At 68.4% G+C, this 20,707-nt stretch carries 20 protein-coding genes and 1 tRNA gene; 13 read left to right on the plus strand and 8 right to left on the minus strand.

Annotation, left to right across the window (positions count from 1 at the left end):
* Nucleotides 1–70: 70 nt before the first annotated feature.
* Nucleotides 71–565 carry a cupin domain-containing protein gene (locus ACFVVI_RS03990; RefSeq protein ID WP_378995291.1) on the minus strand — a complete coding sequence of 165 codons (495 nt, stop codon included), beginning with the start codon at nucleotides 563–565 and terminating at the stop codon, nucleotides 71–73.
* Nucleotides 566–630: 65 nt separating this feature from the next.
* On the opposite strand from ACFVVI_RS03990, the gene ACFVVI_RS03995 reads away from it, so the two are divergent.
* Nucleotides 631–1,131, plus strand: coding sequence for a MarR family winged helix-turn-helix transcriptional regulator (locus ACFVVI_RS03995; protein ID WP_387443045.1), 501 nt, complete (start codon nucleotides 631–633; stop codon nucleotides 1,129–1,131).
* A 69-nt stretch (nucleotides 1,132–1,200) separates the two neighbouring features.
* Here the strand turns inward: ACFVVI_RS03995 and ACFVVI_RS04000 are convergent.
* The 3 genes from ACFVVI_RS04000 to acnA all read right to left on the minus strand — a co-directional run bounded on the left by ACFVVI_RS04000 (nucleotide 1,201) and on the right by acnA (nucleotide 4,805).
* Nucleotides 1,201–1,276 (minus strand) — tRNA-OTHER (locus tag ACFVVI_RS04000).
* A gap of 17 nt (nucleotides 1,277–1,293) precedes the next feature.
* A complete protein-coding gene (locus ACFVVI_RS04005) occupies nucleotides 1,294–1,863 on the minus strand; it encodes a helix-turn-helix domain-containing protein (RefSeq protein WP_358072240.1) in 570 nt (189 codons plus the stop codon).
* 131 nt (nucleotides 1,864–1,994) lie between these two features.
* Nucleotides 1,995–4,805 carry an aconitate hydratase AcnA gene (acnA, locus tag ACFVVI_RS04010; RefSeq protein ID WP_378995286.1) on the minus strand — a complete coding sequence of 937 codons (2,811 nt, stop codon included), beginning with the start codon at nucleotides 4,803–4,805 and terminating at the stop codon, nucleotides 1,995–1,997.
* 283 nt (nucleotides 4,806–5,088) lie between these two features.
* Between acnA and ACFVVI_RS04015 the strand changes: the two genes are divergently transcribed.
* The 10 genes from ACFVVI_RS04015 (at nucleotide 5,089) to ACFVVI_RS04060 (ending at nucleotide 14,524) form a co-directional block, all read left to right on the plus strand.
* Entirely contained in the window at nucleotides 5,089–5,640 is a 552-nt protein-coding gene (locus tag ACFVVI_RS04015; protein WP_379313297.1) for a DUF6676 family protein, read from the plus strand.
* A gap of 322 nt (nucleotides 5,641–5,962) precedes the next feature.
* A complete protein-coding gene (locus ACFVVI_RS04020) occupies nucleotides 5,963–7,330 on the plus strand; it encodes an NlpC/P60 family protein (protein ID WP_378995347.1) in 1,368 nt (455 codons plus the stop codon).
* 176 nt (nucleotides 7,331–7,506) lie between these two features.
* Nucleotides 7,507–8,667 carry an AAA family ATPase gene (locus tag ACFVVI_RS04025; RefSeq protein ID WP_378995282.1) on the plus strand — a complete coding sequence of 387 codons (1,161 nt, stop codon included), beginning with the start codon at nucleotides 7,507–7,509 and terminating at the stop codon, nucleotides 8,665–8,667.
* 23 nt (nucleotides 8,668–8,690) lie between these two features.
* A complete protein-coding gene (locus tag ACFVVI_RS04030) occupies nucleotides 8,691–9,647 on the plus strand; it encodes a DUF58 domain-containing protein (protein WP_378627164.1) in 957 nt (318 codons plus the stop codon).
* Nucleotides 9,644–10,648 carry a VWA domain-containing protein gene (locus ACFVVI_RS04035; protein WP_378995280.1) on the plus strand — a complete coding sequence of 335 codons (1,005 nt, stop codon included), beginning with the start codon at nucleotides 9,644–9,646 and terminating at the stop codon, nucleotides 10,646–10,648. Before ACFVVI_RS04030 ends, ACFVVI_RS04035 begins: the two co-directional genes overlap by 4 nt.
* Before the next feature lie 84 nt (nucleotides 10,649–10,732).
* A complete protein-coding gene (gene fabG1, locus ACFVVI_RS04040; protein ID WP_387443050.1) occupies nucleotides 10,733–11,449 on the plus strand; it encodes a 3-oxoacyl-ACP reductase FabG1 in 717 nt (238 codons plus the stop codon).
* Nucleotides 11,450–11,576: 127 nt separating this feature from the next.
* Nucleotides 11,577–12,413 carry an NADH-dependent enoyl-ACP reductase InhA gene (gene inhA / locus ACFVVI_RS04045; protein WP_266290283.1) on the plus strand — a complete coding sequence of 279 codons (837 nt, stop codon included), beginning with the start codon at nucleotides 11,577–11,579 and terminating at the stop codon, nucleotides 12,411–12,413.
* Entirely contained in the window at nucleotides 12,413–13,462 is a 1,050-nt protein-coding gene (locus tag ACFVVI_RS04050) for a ferrochelatase (protein WP_379313301.1), read from the plus strand. The genes inhA and ACFVVI_RS04050 overlap by 1 nt, the downstream gene beginning before the upstream one ends.
* An 86-nt stretch (nucleotides 13,463–13,548) precedes the next feature.
* Nucleotides 13,549–13,944: a hypothetical protein gene (locus ACFVVI_RS04055; RefSeq protein ID WP_378627168.1), complete on the plus strand. Its 396-nt coding sequence runs from the start codon at nucleotides 13,549–13,551 to the stop codon at nucleotides 13,942–13,944.
* A gap of 88 nt (nucleotides 13,945–14,032) precedes the next feature.
* A complete protein-coding gene (locus tag ACFVVI_RS04060) occupies nucleotides 14,033–14,524 on the plus strand; it encodes a hypothetical protein (RefSeq protein WP_387443054.1) in 492 nt (163 codons plus the stop codon).
* 65 nt (nucleotides 14,525–14,589) lie between these two features.
* Here ACFVVI_RS04060 and ACFVVI_RS04065 read toward each other — a convergent pair whose 3' ends face one another.
* Nucleotides 14,590–15,402, minus strand: coding sequence for a hypothetical protein (locus ACFVVI_RS04065; RefSeq protein ID WP_378995273.1), 813 nt, complete (start codon nucleotides 15,400–15,402; stop codon nucleotides 14,590–14,592).
* A 112-nt stretch (nucleotides 15,403–15,514) separates the two neighbouring features.
* Nucleotides 15,515–16,339: a DUF3097 domain-containing protein gene (locus ACFVVI_RS04070; protein WP_387443058.1), complete on the minus strand. Its 825-nt coding sequence runs from the start codon at nucleotides 16,337–16,339 to the stop codon at nucleotides 15,515–15,517.
* A gap of 105 nt (nucleotides 16,340–16,444) precedes the next feature.
* Here ACFVVI_RS04070 and ACFVVI_RS04075 point away from each other — a divergent pair, with 105 nt between their 5' ends.
* Both ACFVVI_RS04075 and ACFVVI_RS04080 read left to right on the plus strand, forming a co-directional pair.
* Nucleotides 16,445–16,876: an NfeD family protein gene (locus ACFVVI_RS04075; protein WP_378995269.1), complete on the plus strand. Its 432-nt coding sequence runs from the start codon at nucleotides 16,445–16,447 to the stop codon at nucleotides 16,874–16,876.
* A gap of 2 nt (nucleotides 16,877–16,878) precedes the next feature.
* A complete protein-coding gene (locus tag ACFVVI_RS04080) occupies nucleotides 16,879–18,120 on the plus strand; it encodes an SPFH domain-containing protein (RefSeq protein WP_378627173.1) in 1,242 nt (413 codons plus the stop codon).
* A 72-nt stretch (nucleotides 18,121–18,192) separates the two neighbouring features.
* Here ACFVVI_RS04080 and ACFVVI_RS04085 read toward each other — a convergent pair whose 3' ends face one another.
* Both ACFVVI_RS04085 and ACFVVI_RS04090 read right to left on the minus strand, forming a co-directional pair.
* Complete coding sequence (locus tag ACFVVI_RS04085; RefSeq protein ID WP_378995267.1) at nucleotides 18,193–19,401, minus strand: molybdopterin-binding protein; 1,209 nt, start codon at nucleotides 19,399–19,401, stop codon at nucleotides 18,193–18,195.
* Nucleotides 19,402–19,625: 224 nt separating this feature from the next.
* Complete coding sequence (locus ACFVVI_RS04090; RefSeq protein WP_378995265.1) at nucleotides 19,626–20,699, minus strand: tartrate dehydrogenase; 1,074 nt, start codon at nucleotides 20,697–20,699, stop codon at nucleotides 19,626–19,628.
* Nucleotides 20,700–20,707: the final 8 nt, after the last annotated feature.

A 20,707-nucleotide genomic window follows, 5' to 3' on the forward strand; every position in this document is an offset into this window, starting at 1 on the left:
TGTCCCGCCGCCGTGCCGAGGCCTCGATCAGGCCCGGTACGGCGGCAAGGGCCGCGTTCTGCGCCACGGCTCAAACCCGGTGGGCGTTGCGCTCGTCCCACCACGCGGGCGCGTCGACGAAGTGGTTGTCGAATTCCTCCTGGGCGGCGACGAATTCCTCGTGGGTCGCCGTGCCGTGGATGAGCCGATCGAGCAGGCGGAAGTACTCGAAGCGTTCGACGCCGGGCATCAGGGCGATGAGGATGCGCGCGCCGCTGTCCGGGGTGGCGCCGAAGGCGTGCGGCATCTGCCGTGGGACGACCAGCGAGCCGCCCGCGCCGACGGTGAGGATGCGATCGCCCGCCATGACCTGGAGTTCGCCGTCGGCGACATAGAACAGCTCGTCGGAACGGGTGTGGAAGTGCGGAGCGGCGCCGTCGGCACCCCGCGCCATGGTGACCTCGAGGGTGCTCACCGCGCCGTCGCTGGCGTTCGCGTCGGTGAGCAGGCGCATCCGCACGTTCTCGGTGCCCAGTGTCTCGGCATCCTCGGGCAGGCAGAGGGCGATGTCGCGGGTGTTCGTCATGACCATTCCGTTCGTCGGTTGATAATTCGCTACCGAACTATATCCCAGTGAATAGAATCGTGTCCATGGATGAACGCGAACCGGACGTGGTGGATGCGATCACGGCGCAGTGGCAGCGGGAGCGACCCGAACTGGAACTCGAGGCGATGGCGGTCTTCGGCAGGCTCGGCAGGCTGATGAACATCGCCATGGCTCGGATCGAAAACGTCTTCGCCGCACACGGTTTGCAGCGCGGTGAGTTCGATGTGCTGGCGGCACTTCGTCGTTCGGGCTCGCCCTTCGAGCTCAACCCGTCGGTGCTCGCCGACACTCTGATGCTGTCGCGCGCGGGGATGACCGGCCGCATCGACCGGCTCGAAGCGGCGGGCCTGGTCCGCCGCATCGCCGACCGCGAGGATCGTCGCGCCGTGCGGGTCGCGCTCACCGGGGAGGGGCGGGCGCTGGTCGACACGGTGGTCGTGGCGCACACCGAGAACGAGACGGCGATGCTGTCGGTGTTGACGCCCGCGGATCGGGCCGCCCTGGACCGGATCTCGCGAACCCTGCTCGATGGCTGGGCGAGCTGACCCGCCGATCCCGGCCGGGGAAAGGGCGCCCCGTGGTGATCCCGCCGTGCGCAATCGGGGAAAGTTCGGTGGCCATGGAGGCGGGAATCGAACCCGCGACATCCGTCCTGTGGAGTCGGCGTTCTACCTGCTGAACTACTCCATGGCCACGCCGAGCCTAACTCAGGACTCCTTGCGTCGCACCGAGGCTTCGACGAGATCCAGTACGGCGGAAAGGTTTTCGTTGGTGTGGCCCGAAGCGATGCGGGCGATGAGGCCGTCGAGGACCAGGTCGAGGTAGCCGAGCAGGACGTCGGTGGGGACGTCGTCGCGCAGGGCTCCGGCGGCCTTGCGACGCTCCAGGCGGGCGAGCGTCGCGGCGGTCAGTTCGGCCGAACGCTGGGTCCAGCCCGCGCGGAATTCGGGGTCGGTGCGGACTCGGCGCGCGATCTCGAGGCGGGTGCCCAGCCAGTTGAATTCCTCCGGGCGGGCGAGCATATCGCGCATCACCTGGACGATGCCCTGGTTGGCGGCGACTTCGGCCATGCGTTCGGCGTCGTCCTTGGCCAGGGCGAAGAAGAGCGCGTCCTTGTCACGGAAATGGTGGAAGATCGCACCGCGGGACAGGCCGATGGCCTCCTCCAGGCGGCGCACGGTGGCGCCGTCATAGCCGTATTCGGCGAAGCAGCGTCGTGCACCGTCGAGGATCTGGCTGCGGCGCGCGGCGAGGTGGTCGTCGCTGACCTTGGGCATGATTCCTCCAACTAGCGGATACACGGACCCCCGCCCCGGCGAACCGAGACGGGGGCTGTCGCATTATTCACGGGCACACGAATGCCCTTGTGGCGCAACATCTCACGATGTCACGCCACCGGATCGAGCAGTTAGCCGCGGATCATGTTGCGCAGCACGTACTGCAGGATGCCGCCGTTGCGGTAGTAGTCGGCCTCACCGGGGGTGTCGATGCGCACGACCGCGTCGAACTCGGTGACCTTGCCGTCTTCGGCGGTGGCGGTGACCTTGACGGTCTTGGGGGTGACACCCTCGTTGAGGGCGGTGATGCCCGCGATGTCGAAGGTCTCGGTGCCGGTCAGGCCCAGCGACGCGGCGGACTGCCCGGCCGGGAACTGCAGCGGCACAACGCCCATGCCGATCAGGTTGGAGCGGTGGATGCGCTCGAACGACTCGGTGATGACGGCCTTCACGCCCAGCAGGCTGGTGCCCTTGGCGGCCCAGTCACGCGAGGAGCCCGAACCGTATTCCTTGCCGCCGAGCACGACCAGCGGGATGCCCGCGGCCTGGTAGTTCTGCGAGGCGTCGTAGATGAACGCCTGCGGGCCACCGTCCTGGGTGAAGTCGCGGGTGTAACCACCCGAGACATCGTCGAGCAGCTGGTTGCGCAGCCGGATGTTGGCGAAGGTGCCACGGATCATGACCTCGTGGTTACCGCGACGCGAGCCCAGCGAGTTGTAGTCCTTGCGGGCCACACCGTTGGCGTCGAGGTACTGCGCGGCCGGAGTGCCGGGCTTGATCGGGCCCGCCGGGGAGATGTGGTCGGTGGTGACCGAGTCGCCCAGCAGCGCCAGCACACGAGCGCCGGAGATGTCGGTGACGGGGGACGGGTCCATCGACATGCCGTCGAAGTACGGCGCCTTGCGCACGTAGGTCGACTTCTCGTCCCACTCGAAGGTGTCACCCTCCGGGGTGGCCAGGCCCTGCCAACGCTGGTCACCGTCGAAGACGGTGGCGTAGGAGTTGCGGAACATGTCCTGGCTGATCGAGGACTTGATGGTGTCGTCGATTTCCTGCGGCGACGGCCAGATGTCCTTCAGGAACACCTCGTTGCCCTCGGTGTCGGTGCCGAGCGCGTCGGTCTCGAAGTCGAAGTCCATCGTGCCCGCGAGCGCGTAGGCGATGACCAGCGGCGGGGAGGCCAGGTAGTTCATCTTCACGTCGGGGGAGATGCGGCCCTCGAAGTTGCGGTTACCCGAGAGCACCGCGGTGACCGAGAGGTCGTTGTCGTTGATCGCGGCCGAGATCTCCTCGGGCAGCGGACCGGTGTTGCCGATGCAGGTGGTGCAGCCGTAGCCACCGACGAAGAAGCCGAGCTTCTCGAGGTAGGGCCACAGACCGGCCTTCTCGTAGTAGTCGGAGACGACCTGCGAGCCCGGCGCCATGTTGGTCTTCACCCACGGCTTGGTCGACAGGCCCTTCTCCACCGCGTTGCGGGCGAGCAGGGCGGCGCCCAGCATGACCGACGGGTTGGAGGTGTTGGTGCAGGAGGTGATGCCCGCGACCACGACGGCGCCGTGATCGAGGACGAAGTCGCCGCGCTCCTGGGAGCGCACCTGCACCGGCTTGGACGGGCGACCCGCGGCGCCGTTGGCGGCCGAGTGGGCGGGGGTGTAGCTGTCGTTGGCCGAGGAGGCCGACACCGAGACCGGATCCGAGGCCGGGAAGGTCTCGTCGACACCTTCGTCGAGCGCGGTGAAGTCACCGGTGACGTAGTCGCCGATGTCGGAGCGGAACGCCGACTTCGACTCGCTGAGCAGGATGCGGTCCTGCGGGCGCTTCGGGCCCGCGATGGAGGGTACGACGGTGCCCAGGTCCAGCTCCAGGTACTCCGAGTACGCGGGCTCGTTGTCGGCGTCGTGCCACATGCCCTGTTCCTTGGCGTACGCCTCGACGAGCGCGAGCTGCTCGTCGGTGCGGCCGGTCAGGCGCAGGTAGTTGATGGTCTCCTCGTCGATCGGGAAGATCGCCGCGGTGGAACCGAACTCCGGGCTCATGTTGCCCAGGGTGGCGCGGTTCGCGAGGGGCACCTCGGACACGCCGGCGCCGTAGAACTCGACGAACTTGCCGACCACGCCGTGCTTGCGCAGCATGTCGGTGACGGTGAGCACCACGTCGGTGGCGGTCACGCCGGGCACGATCTCACCGGTCAGCTTGAAGCCGACGACGCGCGGGATCAGCATGGAGACCGGCTGGCCGAGCATCGCTGCCTCGGCCTCGATGCCGCCCACGCCCCAGCCCAGCACGCCGAGGCCGTTGACCATGGTGGTGTGGGAGTCGGTGCCGACACAGGTGTCGGGGTAGGCCTGACCGTTGCGAACCATGACGGTGGGGGCCAGGTACTCGATGTTGACCTGGTGGACGATGCCGACGCCCGGGGGGACGACCTTGAAGTCGTCGAAGGCGCCCTGGCCCCAGCGCAGGAACTGGTAACGCTCGCCGTTGCGCTCGTACTCGAGGTCGACGTTGCGCTCCAGTGCGTCCGCGCGGCCGAAGACGTCGAGGATCACCGAGTGGTCGATGACCATGTCGGCGGGCGAGAGCGGGTTGACCTTGCTCGGGTCGCCACCGAGGACGGTGACGGCCTCACGCATGGTGGCCAGGTCGACGATGCAGGGCACGCCGGTGAAGTCCTGCATGATCACGCGCGCGGGGGTGAACTGGATCTCGACGCTCGGCTGTGCCGAGGGGTCCCAGTTCGCGATCTCGCGGATGTGATCGGCGGTGATGTTCGCGCCGTCCTCGGTGCGCAGCAGGTTCTCTGCCAGCACCTTCAGGGCGTAGGGCAGCTTCTCGGTGCCGGGAACAGCCGAGAGACGGAAGATCTCGTAGGAGTTGCTTCCGACCTCGAGCGTGCCCTTGGCGCCGAAGGTATCAATCTTCGTCACGTCAGCTCCACTCATGTGTGAGGGTGTGCCGCCGGCGGGGCTGTGCCGGCGACTCGCGTCTTCGGAGGGGGTATCCGGCACCGTGAGATGCCTGATTCCTCGCCGTACGATCCTAACAGTACGCTTGTCCTATGAAATACGCGGGGGCCGTGGGTGGTGCCGCGCAGGCGTAGCCGGGCGCCGAGTCGCGTACTGTGCCTGACGAGCGAAGTCGGGGAAGACGCAGTGACGCTCACCTTGGCAGTGTTGGACGCCCGTCGCGACACCGGCGATCGTGGCTCGACAGACCGGATGGAACATGACCACTTTTGCGCCGATGGCGGCCGAACTGCCGCCGAACACCGTGCTGAGCAGCGTCGCGTCCGACCTCGCCGACAATCACGTCGCGGCCCCCAAGGGTCAGGATCAGGAGAAACTGGCGGCGATCGTCGCGCAGGCGCGATCCGAGGGGATCCCGCTCAGCGTCGTCATCGTTCCCGGTAATCCCGGCCACGACTCGAGCCTACGTGACCTGGCCACCGAGGTCGGCGAGAACACCCACGGCACTGTCGCCGTGTTCAGCGACGACTGGCTGGGCACCTACAGCGACACCATCAGCCGGGTGCGGCTCGAATGGGCCGAGGATGCGGCCAAGTACAAGGGCAATCATCCTGAAGAGGCCGTGCAGGCCTTCGTCGACCGGCTCGAGCAGCCGGAGGGCGTTTCCTGGGGCGTCATCACCACGGTGTTGCTGACCCTGATGGCACTCGTGATCGCCGGGCTGTACCTGGTGAAGGTCCGCCGCGGTCCCGATGTGGACGCACCGGCAGCCCCCACGTCCTCGCGCGTCGATGCGGGTTCCACCAACTAACTGGTTTCACTGCAGTCACATTTCCAGACCAACGGTCTGTTTTCTGCGGTAGAAAACTGTCTTTCGTCAGGCTAATTCCGAGCAATCTGTGAATTGATGCCGCGCCCCACTGTGACGGATGTTTCCTTTGTGAACTATGTGTCGTACGGTTGCGATGAACGCGATCGTGAATGCAGTGGTACAGGGGGCATTGGTCGACTCTTGTGGTCGGTGTTTCGACTGATGCGCCGGTGGCGTATGTCGAGTCGAGATACTCGGAGGTGCCGTGCGCAGTGCGGGCAGGCAGGACGAACCAGGTCTATTACGAATAGCGATCGGTTTGCTGGCGGTAGTGGCAGTGCTGCTCGCCGCGGGACCGGTCGCTGCTGTGCCACCCCCTCCCCCCAATCCGTCCGACGGTGAGATCGCCGGGGCGGGCGCCCAGGTCGACGCGCGGGTCACCGAGATCGGTGTACTGATCAATCGCGTCGCGGCGGCCGATCAGCAGTTACGCGAACTCGACGACCAGCTCGCGGGCAAACGGGAAGCGGTCAACCAGGCACTCGTGGACCTGCAGACCGCGCGCGACGCCGCCGACGCCGCCGCGGCCGCCGTCACCGACAGCCAGACCCAGCTGGCCGACGCGGGCGTGAAAGTCGGTGCGGCACGCCAGGATTTCGATCAGGTCGCCACTCAGGCGTACGTGCGCCCCGCCAACAGTTCGGTCGTCACCTACCTCGCCTCCTCCACCCCCGATGCCGCGATGGATCGCGCGCAGGTGCTCGGCATGGTGTCGAAGAACCAGCGACAGGTCCTGGACGGCTTGCGCCGCGCCCAGGTCGCCCAGGCCAACCAGAACTCCGCCGCGCGGCAGGCCAAGACCGACGCCGACAACGCCGCCGCCGGGGCTGAGCAGAAGCGCGACGCCGCCCAAGCCGCGGTGAACATCGCGAAGTCCGAATTCGACACCCAGGCCGTGGCTCGCGACACCCTGCGTCGCGACCGCAGCGCGGCACAGTCCGCTCTCGACGTCGCCCGCTCGACCGTCGCCGGGCTGCAGAGCCAGCGCGAGATCTTCCTGGCCTGGGACGACCAACGCGAAGCCGAGGTGATGGCCCTGCTGGCTGCCGCCAACGCCGCCGCCTCGCGCGCCGCCGCCGACAAAGCCGCCCGCGACCGCGCCGCCCAGCTCAACGAGGGCCAGCGCCCGCACGCCGACCTCGAATCGACCCCGGCCTCCCCGCGCCGAACCAAACCGCGACCCTCGCAACCGCAGGTCACCGGTTCGGCCGCGATCGAAACGGTGGTCGACCGCGCGATGTCGCAACTCGGCGTCACCTATGCCTGGGGCGGCGGCGACGAGGACGGTCCCACCCTCGGCATCCGCGACGGCGGCACCGGCGACGCCCACGGTGACTTCAACAAGGTCGGCTTCGACTGCTCGGGCCTGATGCTCTACGCCTTCGCCGGCATCGGCGTGTCGCTGCCGCACTACAGCGGCTATCAGTACAACGCGGGCACCCGGGTCGACGTCGAGGACCGCGAGCGCGGCGACATGCTGTTCTGGGGTCCCGGTGGCAGCGCCCATGTGGCGATGTATCTGGGCAACGGCAAGATGATCGAGGCCCCTGAATCCGGGGATGTCGTGAAGATTTCCCCGGTCCGCGAGGACGGCATCATGCCGTACGCGGTCCGCATCGTCACCGGCTGAGTGTCCATCGCCGCTGGTAGGGCCGCGATCGATGCAGCGTGCGCCACAGTCACCGCTGCGCGTGAGCGGCGTCACGAGCATGACGAATCCCCGTCTAGTACTGGCCGGTTGCGGCGCACCGGGCGATTCAATGGAATAGTTGGTGCCGCACGCACAGGACCAAAGCGAAAGCGGGGATGTTGGTGACTTCGACGGAAGGTGTGAGCGGGCCGAAGCTGGCGAAGGACGCCGGTACGGCCACGCCGAGCACCCTGGAGCGTGACGTCCAGACTCTCGAGAAGGCGATCTACGAGGTCAAGCGGGTTATCGTCGGTCAGGACCGACTCGTCGAGCGTTTGCTCGTGGGCGTTCTGGCACGCGGACACGTGTTGCTCGAAGGTGTGCCGGGCGTCGCGAAGACTCTTGCGGTGGAAACCTTCGCCAAGGTCGTCGGCGGCTCGTTCTCCCGGGTGCAGTTCACCCCGGACCTGGTGCCGACCGACCTCATCGGTACCCGCATCTACCGGCAGGGCCGCGAGGAATTCGACACCGAGCTCGGCCCGGTCGTCGCGAACTTCGTGCTCGCCGACGAGATCAACCGCGCGCCCGCCAAGGTGCAGTCGGCACTGCTCGAGGTGATGGCCGAGCGCAAGCTGTCGATCGGCGGCAAGACCTACCCGATGCCCGATCCGTTCCTGGTCATGGCCACCCAGAACCCGATCGAGAGCGAGGGCGTGTACCCGCTGCCCGAGGCGCAGCGCGACCGCTTCCTGTTCAAGGTCGTCGTCGACTACCCCTCGGTCGAGGAAGAGCGCGAGATCATCTACCGGATGGGTGTGAGCGCGCCCGAACCGAACCAGATCCTCGACCCCGAGGACATCATCCGCCTGCAGAAGGTGGCCGCCAACGTCTTCGTGCACCACGCGCTCGTCGACTACGTGGTCCGCGTGATCACCGCGACCCGCACGCCCGCCGACTTCGGCATGGAGGATGTGGCGAGCTGGATCTCCTACGGCGCGTCCCCCCGCGCGAGCCTGGGCATCATCGCCGCGGCGCGCTCGGTCGCGCTGATCCGTGGCCGTGACTACGTGGTTCCGCAGGACGTCGTCGAGGTCATCCCGGACGTGCTGCGTCACCGTCTGGTGCTGTCGTACGACGCACTGGCCGACGAGGTGTCGCCCGAGGACGTCATCAAGCGCGTGCTCCAGACGGTCGGCCTGCCGCAGGTCGCCCCGCAGGCCAACGGACAGGCCGCCCCGCAGCAGCCCCCGGTGCCCCAGCCGCCCCAGCAGCAGCCGGTGCCGCAGGCGGTGAACGGGCAGCAGTCCCAGCCCGCCGGCTCCGTCGCGCCCCAGTGAGTGCGCCGGAACCCGTTGTCCGCGTGCCCGTGTCGTCTCACGCTCCGCCCTCGTTCCGTGCCGGTGAACTGACCGACCCGAAGCTGGCCGCCGCGCTCAAGACCCTCGAGTTGACCGTGCGGCGCCGCCTCGACGGCGTGCTGCACGGCGACCACCAGGGGCTGATCCCCGGACCGGGTTCGGAACCGGGGGAGGCACGGCTGTACCAGCCGGGTGACGATGTGCGACAGATGGATTGGTCGGTCACCGCCCGCACCACCCATCCGCATGTGCGGCAGATGATCGCCGACCGCGAGCTCGAGACGTGGCTCGTCGTCGACCTGTCGTCGAGCCTGGACTTCGGCACCGGCCGGGTACACAAACGCGATCTCGCGATCGCGGCGGCCGCGGCGATCACCCACCTCACCTCCGGGGGCGGCAACCGGATCGGCGCGGTCGTCGCGACCGGTCAGGATCTGGTACGCATCCCCGCGCGCAGCGGACGGATGCACGCCCAGACCCTGCTGCGCGGCATCGCCACCACCCCGCACGCCCGCGACGGCGTACGCGGCGATCTCAAGGCCGGGATCGAATCGCTGCGCCGTCCGCAACGCAAACGCGGTCTGGCCGTGGTGATCAGCGACTTCCTCGGTGACGTCGACTGGCAGCGCTCCCTGCGCGCGATCTCCGCCCGCCACGATCTCCTCGCCGTGGAAGTGCTCGACCCCCTCGATGTCGCGCTGCCCGACGGCGGCGACGTGGTGCTGCACGATCCCGAATCGGGCCGCACCCGCGAGTTCAGCGTCACTCCCACGCTGCGGGCCGATTTCGCGGCCGCGGCCCGAGCCCAGCGTGAGCAGGTGGCGCAGGCGCTGCGCAGCTGCGGGGCGCCGGTGCTCACCCTGCAGACCGATCGGGACTGGATCGCCGACGTGGTCCGGTTCGTGTCCACCCGGCGCCACAGCCTCGGCGCCCCGAGCGGGCGGGTGCCTCGCCAGTGAGTATTTCGCATTTCACGGCCGTCGTCTGGCTCGGTTTCCTCGTGGTCGTCGCCCTGCTCGTGCTCGGTTACGTGCTGGTGCAGCGCGCCCGGCACAAGCGGATGCTGCAGTTCGGCAACATGGCCATCCTGGAGCGGGTCGCCCCGTCGCGACCGAGCCCGATGCGCCATGTCCCGATCGCGTTGATCCTGGCGGGCCTGGTCCTGCTGACGATCGCCGCGGCCGGTCCGACCGCCGTGCAGAAGGTGCCGCGTAACCGCGCGACTGTGGTTCTGGTGATGGATGTTTCGCTGTCGATGGAAGCCACCGACGTGGAGCCGAACAGGTTGCAGGTCGCGCAGAAGGCAGGCAAGGATTTCGTCGACGGGCTGACCCCCGGTATCAACCTCGGTTTCGTCACGTTCGCGGGCACGGCCTCGGTGATGGTGTCGCCGACGACCAACCGCGAGGCGGTCAAGCATTCGATCGACAACATCAAGCTGGCCGAGCGCACCGCCACCGGCGAGGGCGTCCTCACCGCACTGCAATCGATCGACACCCTGGCCGCCGTGCTCGGTGGCGCCGAGACGCCCCCGCCCGCGCGCGTGGTGCTGATGTCGGACGGCAAGCAGACGGTGCCCGACGACAAGGACGTCGACAACCCGCGCCACGGTTTCACCGCCGCGCGCCTGGCCAAGAACAAGGGCATCCCGGTCTCGACGATCTCCTTCGGTACCGAATGGGGCACGGTCGAGATCCCGGACTCCGACGGCAAGGGTTCCCAGCGGGTGAAGGTGCCGGTCGACAACGACTCGCTGCGCGAGATCGCCGAGCTGTCCGGCGGCGACTTCTACACCGCGTCGTCGCTGGCCGAACTCACCGCGGTCTACGACACCCTCGAGGAACAGATCGGCTACGAGACCACGCGGGGCGATGCGAGCCGCCCGTGGCTGTTGTTCGGCATGCTGGCCATCGCGGCGGGAGTCGTGGTCAGTTTGCTCTATCGTCAACGCCTGCCCTAGCTCCCACCGCCCCGCGTTGTGAGCTGTCGCAACGGCGCGACCCTGACGCGGGGCGCACGAATCGGAACAGATAGGTTGGACCCTATGTCGAACGTCACATCCCGGTCGGTCCTGGTCACCGGCGGTAACCGCGGTATCGGTCTCGCGGTCGCGCAGCGTCTGCAGGCCGACGGCCACAAGGTCGCCGTCACCCATCGTGGATCGGGGGTACCCGAGGGTCTGTTCGGCGTGAAATGCGATGTCACCGACAGTGATTCGGTCGATCGCGCGTTCACCGAGGTCGAGGAGCACCAGGGTCCGGTCGAGGTGCTGGTCGCCAATGCGGGCATCACCGACGACACCCTGCTGATGCGCATGACCGAGGACCAGTTCGAGCGGGTCATCGACGCCAACCTCACCGGCGCCTTCCGCTGTGCCAAGCGCGCCAACCGCGCCATGCTCAAGGGGCGCTGGGGCCGGATGATCTTCCTCGGTTCGGTGGTCGGCATGGCCGGTCAGGCCGGTCAGCTCAACTACGCGGCGTCCAAGGCCGGTGTCATCGGCATGGCGCGGTCGCTCACTCGAGAGCTGGGCTCGCGTTCGATCACTGCCAACGTGGTGGCCCCGGGCTTCATCGAGACCGACATGACCGCGGACCTGCCCGACGATCTGAAGACCATGGCGAAGAAGTACATTCCGCTGCAGCGTCTCGGCCAGCCGGAAGACATCGCCGCCGTGGTCAGCTTCCTCGCGTCCGAGGACTCCCGCTACGTTTCCGGCGCGGTCATCCCGGTCGACGGCGGCATGGGCATGGGTCACTGATCCGATAACGGCGCTGTCGTCCACGTCGACGGCTGCTATTGCATGGGTCACTGATCCGCTAACGGATCGCCCCGCGCCACCGACAAGGTGGCGGCAACCATACTGATTTCAGGAGAACCGAAAACTCATGGGCGGACTGCTCGAAGGCAAGACCATCCTGGTCACCGGCATCATCACCGACTCGTCGATCGCGTTCCACGCGGCCGCGATCGCGCAGGAGCAGGGCGCGAGGGTGATCATCACCGGTATTCCCGACCGACTGCGGCTCATCGACCGCATCGCCAAGCGGCTGCCGCAGGAAGTGCCGCCCGCCATCGGCCTCGACGTGACCAACGAAGAGGATCTGGCCGCGCTCACCGAGAAGCTGCGTGAGCTGGCCCCCGAGGGCATCGACGGCGCGCTGCACTCCATCGCGTTCGCGCCGCGGTCGATCATGGGCCCCGGCGCGCTGCCGTTCCTCGAGGGCCCCGGTCCCGATGTCGCCAAGTCGTTCGAGATCTCCGCGTGGAGCTACGCCTCGCTCGCGCGCGCCGTGCTCCCCGTCATGAACGAGGGCGGCTCGCTCGTCGGCATGGACTTCGATCCGCGCGTGGCCATGCCGTACTACAACTGGATGGGCGTGTCCAAGGCGGCGCTGGAGTCGGTGAACCGCTATGTGGCGCGTGAGGTCGGTGCCGCCAAGAAGGTGCGCTCCAACCTGATCGCCGCGGGCCCGATCAAGACCCTCGCGGCCAAGGCCATCGCCGGCACCGCGACCGACGATGCCAAGCAGCTCGTCCAGCTCGACCAGTACTGGGACGGCGCGTCGCCGATCGGCTGGGACGGCAACGATCCGCGCGCGGTCGGCAAGTCGATCGTGGCGCTGCTCTCGGATTGGCTGCCCGCCACCACCGGCTCGATCATCTACGTCGACGGCGGCGCCAGCCACAATATGTGGTTCCCGGAGAACATGTCCCTGAGCTGATGCCGGACGCCCTGCTGCTGCTGTCCTTCGGTGGTCCCGAGGGCCCCGAGGACGTGATCCCCTTTCTGGAGAACGTCACTCGGGGCCGTGGGGTGCCCCCCGAACGGCTCGCCGAGGTCGCGCAGCACTACCTGCATTTCGGCGGGGTCTCGCCGATCAACGCGTTGAATCAGCAGATCATCGCGGCGCTGGAGGCCGACCTCGCCGATGCCGGGCTGGATCTGCCGGTCTATTTCGGCAATCGCAACTGGCATCCCATGGTCGAGGACACGGTCGCGCGGATGACCGCCGACGGTGTGCGCTCGGCACTGGTCTTCCCGACGTCGGCGTGGGGTGGGTATTCCGGTTGCCGCCAGTACGACGAGGACATCACCCGCGCCCGCACGGTAGTCGGTGCCGGTGCCCCGGAGCTGGTGAAACTGCGCCAGTACTTCGATCACCCGCTGCTGATCGAGTCGTTCGCCGACGCGATCGCCGCTGCGGTGCAACAGATTCCGGCCGAGCGCCGTGACGGCGTGCGCCTGGTTTTCACCGCACACTCCATCCCCGTCTCGGCCGACCTGTCGGCGGGCCCGCCGGCCGACGGTGGCCGCCTCTACAGCAGGCAGGTCGCCGAGGCCGCCCGATTGTGTGCCGCGGCAACCGGTTTCGCCGAGTACGACGTGGTGTGGCAGTCGCGTTCGGGCCCGCCGCAGGTACCGTGGCTCGAACCCGACATCGTCGACCACTTGGATGTGCTGCACGGCAAGGGCATCGACGCCGTGGTGGTGTGCCCGGTCGGTTTCGTCTCCGATCATCTCGAGGTGATCTGGGACCTCGACAACGAAGCGTCGACCCGCGCCGCCGAGCTCGGCATGGCCTTTGCCCGTGCGGGGACACCCGGCACCGATCCGCGATTCTCCCGCATGATCGTCGAACTGATCGCCGAACGCGTGAGCGCCGGTCCGGTGCGCGAACTCGGCACGGTCCCCGGGTACGGCTGCACCGTCGACGGAGCCCTGTGCGCCCCCGGTTGTTGCGAACCGCCCGCGCGCCCGGTCCGGCGCTGAACACAACCGGATAACCATTCACCGGTAGTCCCCGGTTCGAGGAGTAGCCTTTTCACAGTTGCGCTCGACTGATCGGAGGATTTCCGATGATTTCGACCACGCCGCGCCGCGCTGCCGGGTTCGCCCTCGTGCTGACCGCCGCCGCGCTCGGTCTGACCGGCTGTGGCGGGGACTCCGGCTATCAGACCCAGCCCCCGCAGCCCACCGAGCCCACGATCTCGCAGGCATCCGTCGAGGAATTGTGCGGCATCCTCGATGGACAGAAGGGGACGTGGAAGGCGCTGGGCCCGCGCGTCGCGCGGGTGGCGTTCACCGGCGCGATGAAGCTGTGGACGGTCAACGACACCGTCGCCAACGCCGCGATCGCCTACAACCGCCACATCGTCGACACCGTCACCATCCGCACCTGCCCGCAGGTCCGCGATGCGACGCTCAGGTCGCTCGATGTGCCCGATCTCAAAGTCGCCCTCGGCGGATTCTGAACTGGCGCTTCCCCGTTCGGCGCATCTCTGCGTTAGCATCGCCGCAGACCTTCGCCCGAAGGTCGGGTGACGCTACGGGGAGGGCCCGATGAACCATGCCGACATGATGCTGACCGCACTGGCTCGGGGAGGTGGTCTTCTCGCCGGCGACGACATACTCGCGGGCGATGCGGAGGCGGTGCTGGCCCGTCGTGGGGGCGGTAGCAGCGTCGGTGGTGGCGGGGTCCCGGAGTGGGTCTGGTACCTGATCATCGGCGTTGTTGTGCTCATCGTGGTGATCGTGTTGATCCGCACGTTCAGCGGTTCCTCGAATCAGGCTGCGCCACATCAGATGCCGCCACAGCACATGGCACATCAGCAGCAGCCGTACCCGGCGCAGTACCAGCAGCCGTACCCACAGCAGCACCCGTCGGGCCCCGGCTACCCGCAGGCACAGTACTCGCCGCAGTATCCGCAGGGTCAGTACCCGCAACCGTATCCGCAGCAGCAGCAGCCGATGCCGTACCCGCAGCAGCAGCCGTACCCGCAGCAGATGCCGTATCCACAACAACCGCAGTACCAGCAGCCTTATCGGCACTGACGGATCGGCTCCGGCGTGCGCCACCGGACTCGGTGACTACCCCCGTCCGTCCGGAATGCGGAAGGTCAGCCGTCGCGGCGGGCAGCGGCGTGGACCGCGACGAGGCGCGCCTCGCGGATCGTGTTCCACAGCGGCCGCAGCAGGGATTCGTGCGCCCCGAGCGCGGTGGCCGAGGTGGGTGAGGACGCCGGCTCGTGCTGAGCGACGGTGAGGATCGCGGCCACATGATCGGCCGTATCGAGAATTCGCTTGGCGCGCAACGGGATCGAGTCGGGATAGGCGTGGCGCGCATAGGCCGCCAGCTGGGCCTCGATCTGTTCACGCGGATCGTCGTCGCCGTTGCCGACCGAGGTGGTGTGCAGTTGCATCAGGGCGTCGGCGGCGTCGCGCACCGATTCGCGCATGGTGTACTCGGCCTCGCCGAGCGACATGTCGTGACCCGCGATACGCGGCAGATCGACGCCGTAGACGGTCCACTGCAGGGTGTCGTCGTCGTCCCACTGCGGGATCAGGCCGGTGCCGGGCTCGCCGGGAACGCCGAGCAGCAAGCCCTCCTCGGCGTCGATCGCGTCGGCCGCGAACGCGGTGCCGACCGGCAACCCGCGCACGTCACCCGGTGCGGGCAGGACCAGTCGCAGCTGCGCCCCGGCCGGAGCCATCGCCTCGCGGATCACCTTGAGCAGCGGCATGGCTCCGTTGCCCGCCGCACCGCGCGAGGTCCACGGCAGGTCGGTACGTCCGCCGGTGACCGGGTCGCCCGCCGCGATGGTGTGGTGCGGCGCCCAGGCGTGCAGTGCCTCCAGCACGTCGTCGGGCGCGCTGGTACCGGCCAGCCAGGAGCCGGCCCACAGCGTCAGCGTGGCACTGGGAGAGCACATAATCATCGAGCATAAAGGTTCGCCCGCGATCGCGTGCGCGCACCGAGGTGGTCGATGGTGCCTACGCGGATCACCGATTTCGGCGCGACGATACGTCTGACCTGCTGTGCGTTCACTCCGGCTCGGTCACGAAGTCGATGAGCCGTTCGACCGCGCCGATGAGTGGGGCTTCCAGATCCCGGAACGAGCCGACCGCATCGTAGACACGGCGCCAGCCCTGCTGCGGTGTTCCCCAGCCGAGGCGCGCGCAGATTCCGGTCTTCCAGTCCTCGCCGCGCGGCACTGTCGGCCAGGCATCGATGCCGAGCGCGGCGGGGCGTACCGCCTGCCAGACATCGATGTAGGGATGGCCGGTCACCAGCACGTGCGGGCCGAGGCCGGCGGTCAGGTGCGTCTCCTTCGAGCCGGTCACCAGGTGGTCGACGAGCACGCCTACCCGCGCGCCGGGGCCGGGTTCGAACTCGGTGAGCCGGGCACCGAGGTTGTCGAGGCCCTCGAGGTGTTCGACGACCACGCCCTCCACCCGCAGGTCGTGGCCCCACACCCGTTCGACGAGCGCCGCGTCGTGCACGCCTTCCACCCAGATCCGGCTGGTCCGCGCGACTCTTGCCCGCAGCCCCTCGACGCGGGTGGACCCCGAGGCCGACCGCACCGGCTGTTTCGGCGCGGTCGCGGTGGGCTTGATCAGCGTGACCGGTTTCCCGTCGATCAGGAACGCCGCCTCCCTCATCGCGAACAGCCGCACCGCCCCGCGCGCGTCCTCCAGCTTCACGAACTCGCCGTCGTAGCTGCGATCGAAACCCACTACGGCACCGCAGAATCCGCTCGCCGCGTCCTCGACCACCAGATCGCGTTCGGCGTTCACTGTCGGCACCGGCTTCTTCTTGGTCCGATCGTGTCCGGAATAGATGTCGCCGTAGCTGTCTCGCGCACTCACGTCCCGAAACTACCGCGCGCGCCAGCGCGCGCGGTACCGGCGCACCGGGAGGCGGCGATTACGCGAGCCCGCCCCCGAACCGGTCATCGAGGCTAGGCTGGCAGGGTGGCCGCAATAGTCTGGCTGATCGCGGGCATCGTTCTCGCGGCGGCGGAAATGCTCACCGGGGACCTCACGCTGCTCACCCTCGGGGTGGCCGCACTCGGCACCGCGGGGATCAGCGCCGCCACCGACCTTCCGGTCTGGGGAGACGCCCTGGTGTTCGCCGCGATGGCCGGTGTGCTGTTCGTCGGGGTGCGCCCGCTGTTGCGCCGCAAGTTCGGTACCCCGCCGCCCACTCCGACGAATGCCGATGCGCTGCCGGGGAAGTCGGCGCTGGTGCTCGAACAGGTCGCGGAGTATTCGGGTCAGGTCAAGCTCGGCGGCGAGGTCTGGACCGCGCGTCCGCTCGACCCGAGTGAAGTGTACGAAGCCGGTGTGACTGTCTATGTGATGAAGATCGATGGCGCGACCGCCGTCGTCTGGAAGGGTCCCTAGCAATGGTTGCCTTGATCGTGGCCGCCGTCCTCGTCCTGTTGGTCGTGGTGGTGGTGTTCAAATCGATCGCTCTCGTCCCGCAGGCCGAGGCGGCGGTGATCGAACGGCTCGGGCGGTATTCGCGCACCGTGTCCGGTCAGCTGACGTTCCTCGTCCCGTTCGCCGATCGCGTCCGCGCGAAGGTGGATCTGCGCGAGCGGGTCGTGTCGTTCCCGCCGCAGCCGGTGATCACCCAGGACAATCTCACCCTGCAGATCGACTCGGTGGTGTATTTCCAGGTCACCAGCCCGCAGGCCGCTGTCTACGAGATCAGCAACTACATCGCCGCGGTCGAGCAGCTCACCGTCACCACGCTGCGCAATGTGGTCGGTGGCATGACCCTGGAAGAGACGCTGACCTCGCGCGATCAGATCAACAACCAGCTGCGCGGTGTGCTCGACGAGGCCACCGGCCGCTGGGGCCTTCGGGTGGCCCGGGTGGAGCTCAAGTCCATCGATCCGCCGCCGTCGATCCAGGAATCGATGGAGAAGCAGATGAAGGCCGATCGCGAGAAGCGCGCGACGATCCTCACCGCCGAAGGTAACCGCGAAGCGCAGATCAAGACCGCCGAGGGCGCCAAGCAGGCGGCGATCCTGACCGCCGAGGGCGGCAAGCAGTCCTCGATCCTGTCGGCCGAGGGTGAACGCCAGAGCCGCATCCTGCGCGCCCAGGGCGAACGCGCCGCCTCCTACCTGCAGGCCCAGGGGCAGGCGAAGGCGATCGAGAAGGTGTTCGCCGCCATCAAGAACGGCAAGCCGACTCCGGAACTGCTTGCCTACCAGTACATGCAGACTCTGCCGATGGTGGCCAAGGGCGATGCGAACAAGGTGTGGCTGGTCCCCAGCGATTTCGGCAAGGCGCTCGAAGGCTTCGCCCAGAACTTCGCGACCAAGGGCGAGGACGGTGTCTTCCGCTACGAACCGTCTGCCGACGAAGCCCCGGTGAAGATCGAAGACGACACCGACGTGGCCGACTGGTTCGAAACCGCCTCCGACCCCAAGATCGCCGAAGCAGTCCGCGCCGCGGAAGCCACCGCCCGCACCCCCGTCGAAGGTTTCGATTCCCCCGTACCCCGGCCCAAAACCTCGGTGGCCAAGGGGGACCCGGAACTCCCGACCCCACCTCCGATCGCCCCGGCGGAACACCCCGCCCCGCGCCCGGACGACCCCTACGGTCGCCCCTGGCAGCCGCCGCAACACGGCTGATCCGAGCAGGGTACTGCCCCGGTGTGAACTTCCACTCCGGGGCCGTTTCTGTTGTGCGGCAGCGCTGTCGGGTCAGTGCGGGAGGGGAAGGAGTTCGACGAGGGAGCCTCGGCCGGTGCCGGGCGGCAGGATGGCCAGGGCCTGGCAGGGGATGAGACCGGCCAGGTGAGGGGTGTGAGCGGGGCCTGTGCTGCGCCAGACGCCGCCGGGGTGTTGCTGGACGCCGACTATCCGGGTGGCTTCGCCTTCCATCACGCCGGCGTCGGAGAGGCGGCCCCACATGGTGGGGCCGGGCGTGCGCAGCGTGAGGGCGTCGACGATGGCCGGGCCGACGGCCAAGAGGGCCGCGACGGCGGCGAAGGGGTTGCCGGGCAGACCGAGCAGGACTCGGCCGTCGGGGAGCTGGGCGACGAGGGTGGAGCCGCCGGGGCGGATCGCTATCCGTTCGACGATGATGCGCGCGCCGAGGTCGGCGAGCAGGGTGCGCAGGTGATCGGCGGCGCCGCGACCGGTGGCGCCGACCATGACGACCAGGTCGGCGTGGGATTTCAGGGTGAGCCAGGAGCGCAGCAGGTCGCGGCTGTCGGCGAGGTGCCACAGGCCGGTGCTCTCGATATCGCAGCAGCGCAAGAACTCCGGCATGACCGGGCCTAGGGAGTCGCGGGTTTCGCCCGGACCGAGCGGGCCGACAGCGCGGATCTCGTCACCGGTCATCACCACATCGGCGCGCAAAGGACCACGCACGGTGACAGTTTCGGCTTCGGCGCTGAGGGCCGCCGAAGCCAGGGCCGGTGAGACGCGGGCCCCAGCGCGCGCCAATTCCGTTCCGCTGCTCCAGTGTTCGCCTTGGCGGCGGGTGTCGTCGCGCACCGGTGCGCCGGGCGCGCGCATCACCACCGGTTTGCCGGACACGCTGGTGGTCACGATGTGTTCGTCGCGCAAAGTCGCCGTGGTACCCAGCGGGGTAGCCGCGCCGGTCGCGATCCGCACCGCCTCGCCGGGCGCCAGCACCACCGAGCAGCCGCGCCCGGCGTAGCTGACCTGCTGGTGTAGCCGCCACCACGGTCCGGGGCCCGCCACCGCGTAACCGTCCATGGCGGCGCTGTCCACCCGCGGCAGGGGAGTGCCCGCCGCGAGGGCGACAGCCAGGGTTGCCCCCACGGCCTCGGCCACGGGTCGTTCACGCACCGCGATCGGCTCGAGCTCGGCGGCTATTCGCGCGCGCACCAGCCCCAGCCCACATTGCACCGCCGCAACTACGCCCACCCGTGCGCTCGTCACCACGTTCCGCCTTCCGAGGACCCATCACCGATACTGGGACTCATCGTGCGCACCACCGATTGCCTGCGATTTTCTGGGCAGTTGCCGCGCGATGACGTTGTGCTCACGCACACGCGTGCCGCTCGGTGCGCAGTTCGGGCGTCACGAGTGGGTGACCCGCAGGTCTGCCGGGCTGGGTGCCCCGACGTCCGGGCGGGCAGCGGTGGGGGAGAAGCCGACGGGGTTCACGCTTCGGTGAGGGCGTTCGCCAGCTCGGCGGCGCGGTCGGCGATGGCGGTGCCCAGCTCGGCGGTGGTGGCGGTGCCGCCCAGGTCCGGTGTGCGAACCGTACCCGCGGCGAGGACGTCGCAGACCGCGCGGTCGACGGCGGCGGCCGCGGTGTGCTCGCCCAGGTGGGAGAGCAGCATCGCCCCGGCGAGGATCTGGGCGACGGGGTCGGCGATGCCCATGCCCGCGATGTCGGGCGCGCTACCGTGTACGGCCTCGAACATCGACGGCGCGTCCGCTGCGGGGTTGATGTTGCCCGAGGGCGCGAGCCCGAGTCCGCCGGTGACGGCCGCGGCGAGGTCGGACAGGATGTCGCCGAACAGGTTCGAGCCCACGATCACATCCAGGCGATCGGGGTGGAGCACGATTTCGGCGGCGAGGGCGTCGACGTGCATCTGCCGGGTCCGCACCGTCGGGTACTCCTCGGCTACGCGCTCGACAATGCTGTCCCAGTAGGGCATCGAGTGGATGAGCCCGTTGGATTTCGTCGCCGAACAGAGCTTGCCCGAGCGTTCGGCGGCGCGGTCGAACGCATAGCGGATGATCCGTTCGCAGCCGGTGCGGGTGAACACTGATTCCTGCAACACGAATTCGTCCGGCCTGCCCGGGTTGTGGATGCCGCCGATCTCGGAGTACTCGCCTTCGGAGTTCTCCCGCACGATGAGAATGTCGAGATCCTCGGCGGTGCGGTCGCGCAGCGCCGATTCCGTGCCGGGCAGCAGTCGTACCGGCCGCAGGTTGACGTACTGGCCGAAGGCGCGCCGCAGCGGAATCAGCAGGCCCCACAGCGAGATGTGGTCGGGTACCCCGGGGAATCCGACGGCGCCCAGCAGGATCGCGTCGAACCCGGCGAGCTGCTCGGGCCCGTCGGCGGGCATCATCGCACCGGTCCGCAGATAGTTCTCACAGGACCAGTCGAACTCGGTCCAGCTGATTCCCGGCAGGACCCGGTCGAGCACCTTCACCGCCTCGACGGTCACGTCGACGCCGATTCCGTCGCCCGGAATGGTCGCGATCCGGTATGTGCGCACGCTGTCTC

The organism is Nocardia sp. NPDC058114, assembly GCF_042884695.1.
In the GTDB taxonomy this organism is placed as follows: Bacteria; Actinomycetota; Actinomycetes; order Mycobacteriales; family Mycobacteriaceae; genus Nocardia.

Bases quoted from the DNA above. Each gene is read 5' to 3' on its own strand.
- ACFVVI_RS03990 (WP_378995291.1), bottom strand. From the start codon at position 565: ATGACGAACACCCGCGACATCGCCCTCTGCCTGCCCGAGGATGCCGAG.
- ACFVVI_RS04080 (WP_378627173.1), top strand. From the start codon at position 16,879: ATGGTTGCCTTGATCGTGGCCGCCGTCCTCGTCCTGTTGGTCGTGGTG.
- ACFVVI_RS03995 (WP_387443045.1), top strand. From the start codon at position 631: ATGGATGAACGCGAACCGGACGTGGTGGATGCGATCACGGCGCAGTGG.
- fabG1 (WP_387443050.1), top strand. From the start codon at position 10,733: ATGTCGAACGTCACATCCCGGTCGGTCCTGGTCACCGGCGGTAACCGC.
- inhA (WP_266290283.1), top strand. From the start codon at position 11,577: ATGGGCGGACTGCTCGAAGGCAAGACCATCCTGGTCACCGGCATCATC.
- ACFVVI_RS04025 (WP_378995282.1), top strand. From the start codon at position 7,507: ATGTTGGTGACTTCGACGGAAGGTGTGAGCGGGCCGAAGCTGGCGAAG.
- ACFVVI_RS04005 (WP_358072240.1), bottom strand. From the start codon at position 1,863: ATGCCCAAGGTCAGCGACGACCACCTCGCCGCGCGCCGCAGCCAGATC.
- ACFVVI_RS04015 (WP_379313297.1), top strand. From the start codon at position 5,089: ATGACCACTTTTGCGCCGATGGCGGCCGAACTGCCGCCGAACACCGTG.
- ACFVVI_RS04065 (WP_378995273.1), bottom strand. From the start codon at position 15,402: ATGTGCTCTCCCAGTGCCACGCTGACGCTGTGGGCCGGCTCCTGGCTG.
- ACFVVI_RS04055 (WP_378627168.1), top strand. From the start codon at position 13,549: ATGATTTCGACCACGCCGCGCCGCGCTGCCGGGTTCGCCCTCGTGCTG.
- acnA (WP_378995286.1), bottom strand. From the start codon at position 4,805: ATGAGTGGAGCTGACGTGACGAAGATTGATACCTTCGGCGCCAAGGGC.
- ACFVVI_RS04060 (WP_387443054.1), top strand. From the start codon at position 14,033: ATGAACCATGCCGACATGATGCTGACCGCACTGGCTCGGGGAGGTGGT.
- ACFVVI_RS04050 (WP_379313301.1), top strand. From the start codon at position 12,413: ATGCCGGACGCCCTGCTGCTGCTGTCCTTCGGTGGTCCCGAGGGCCCC.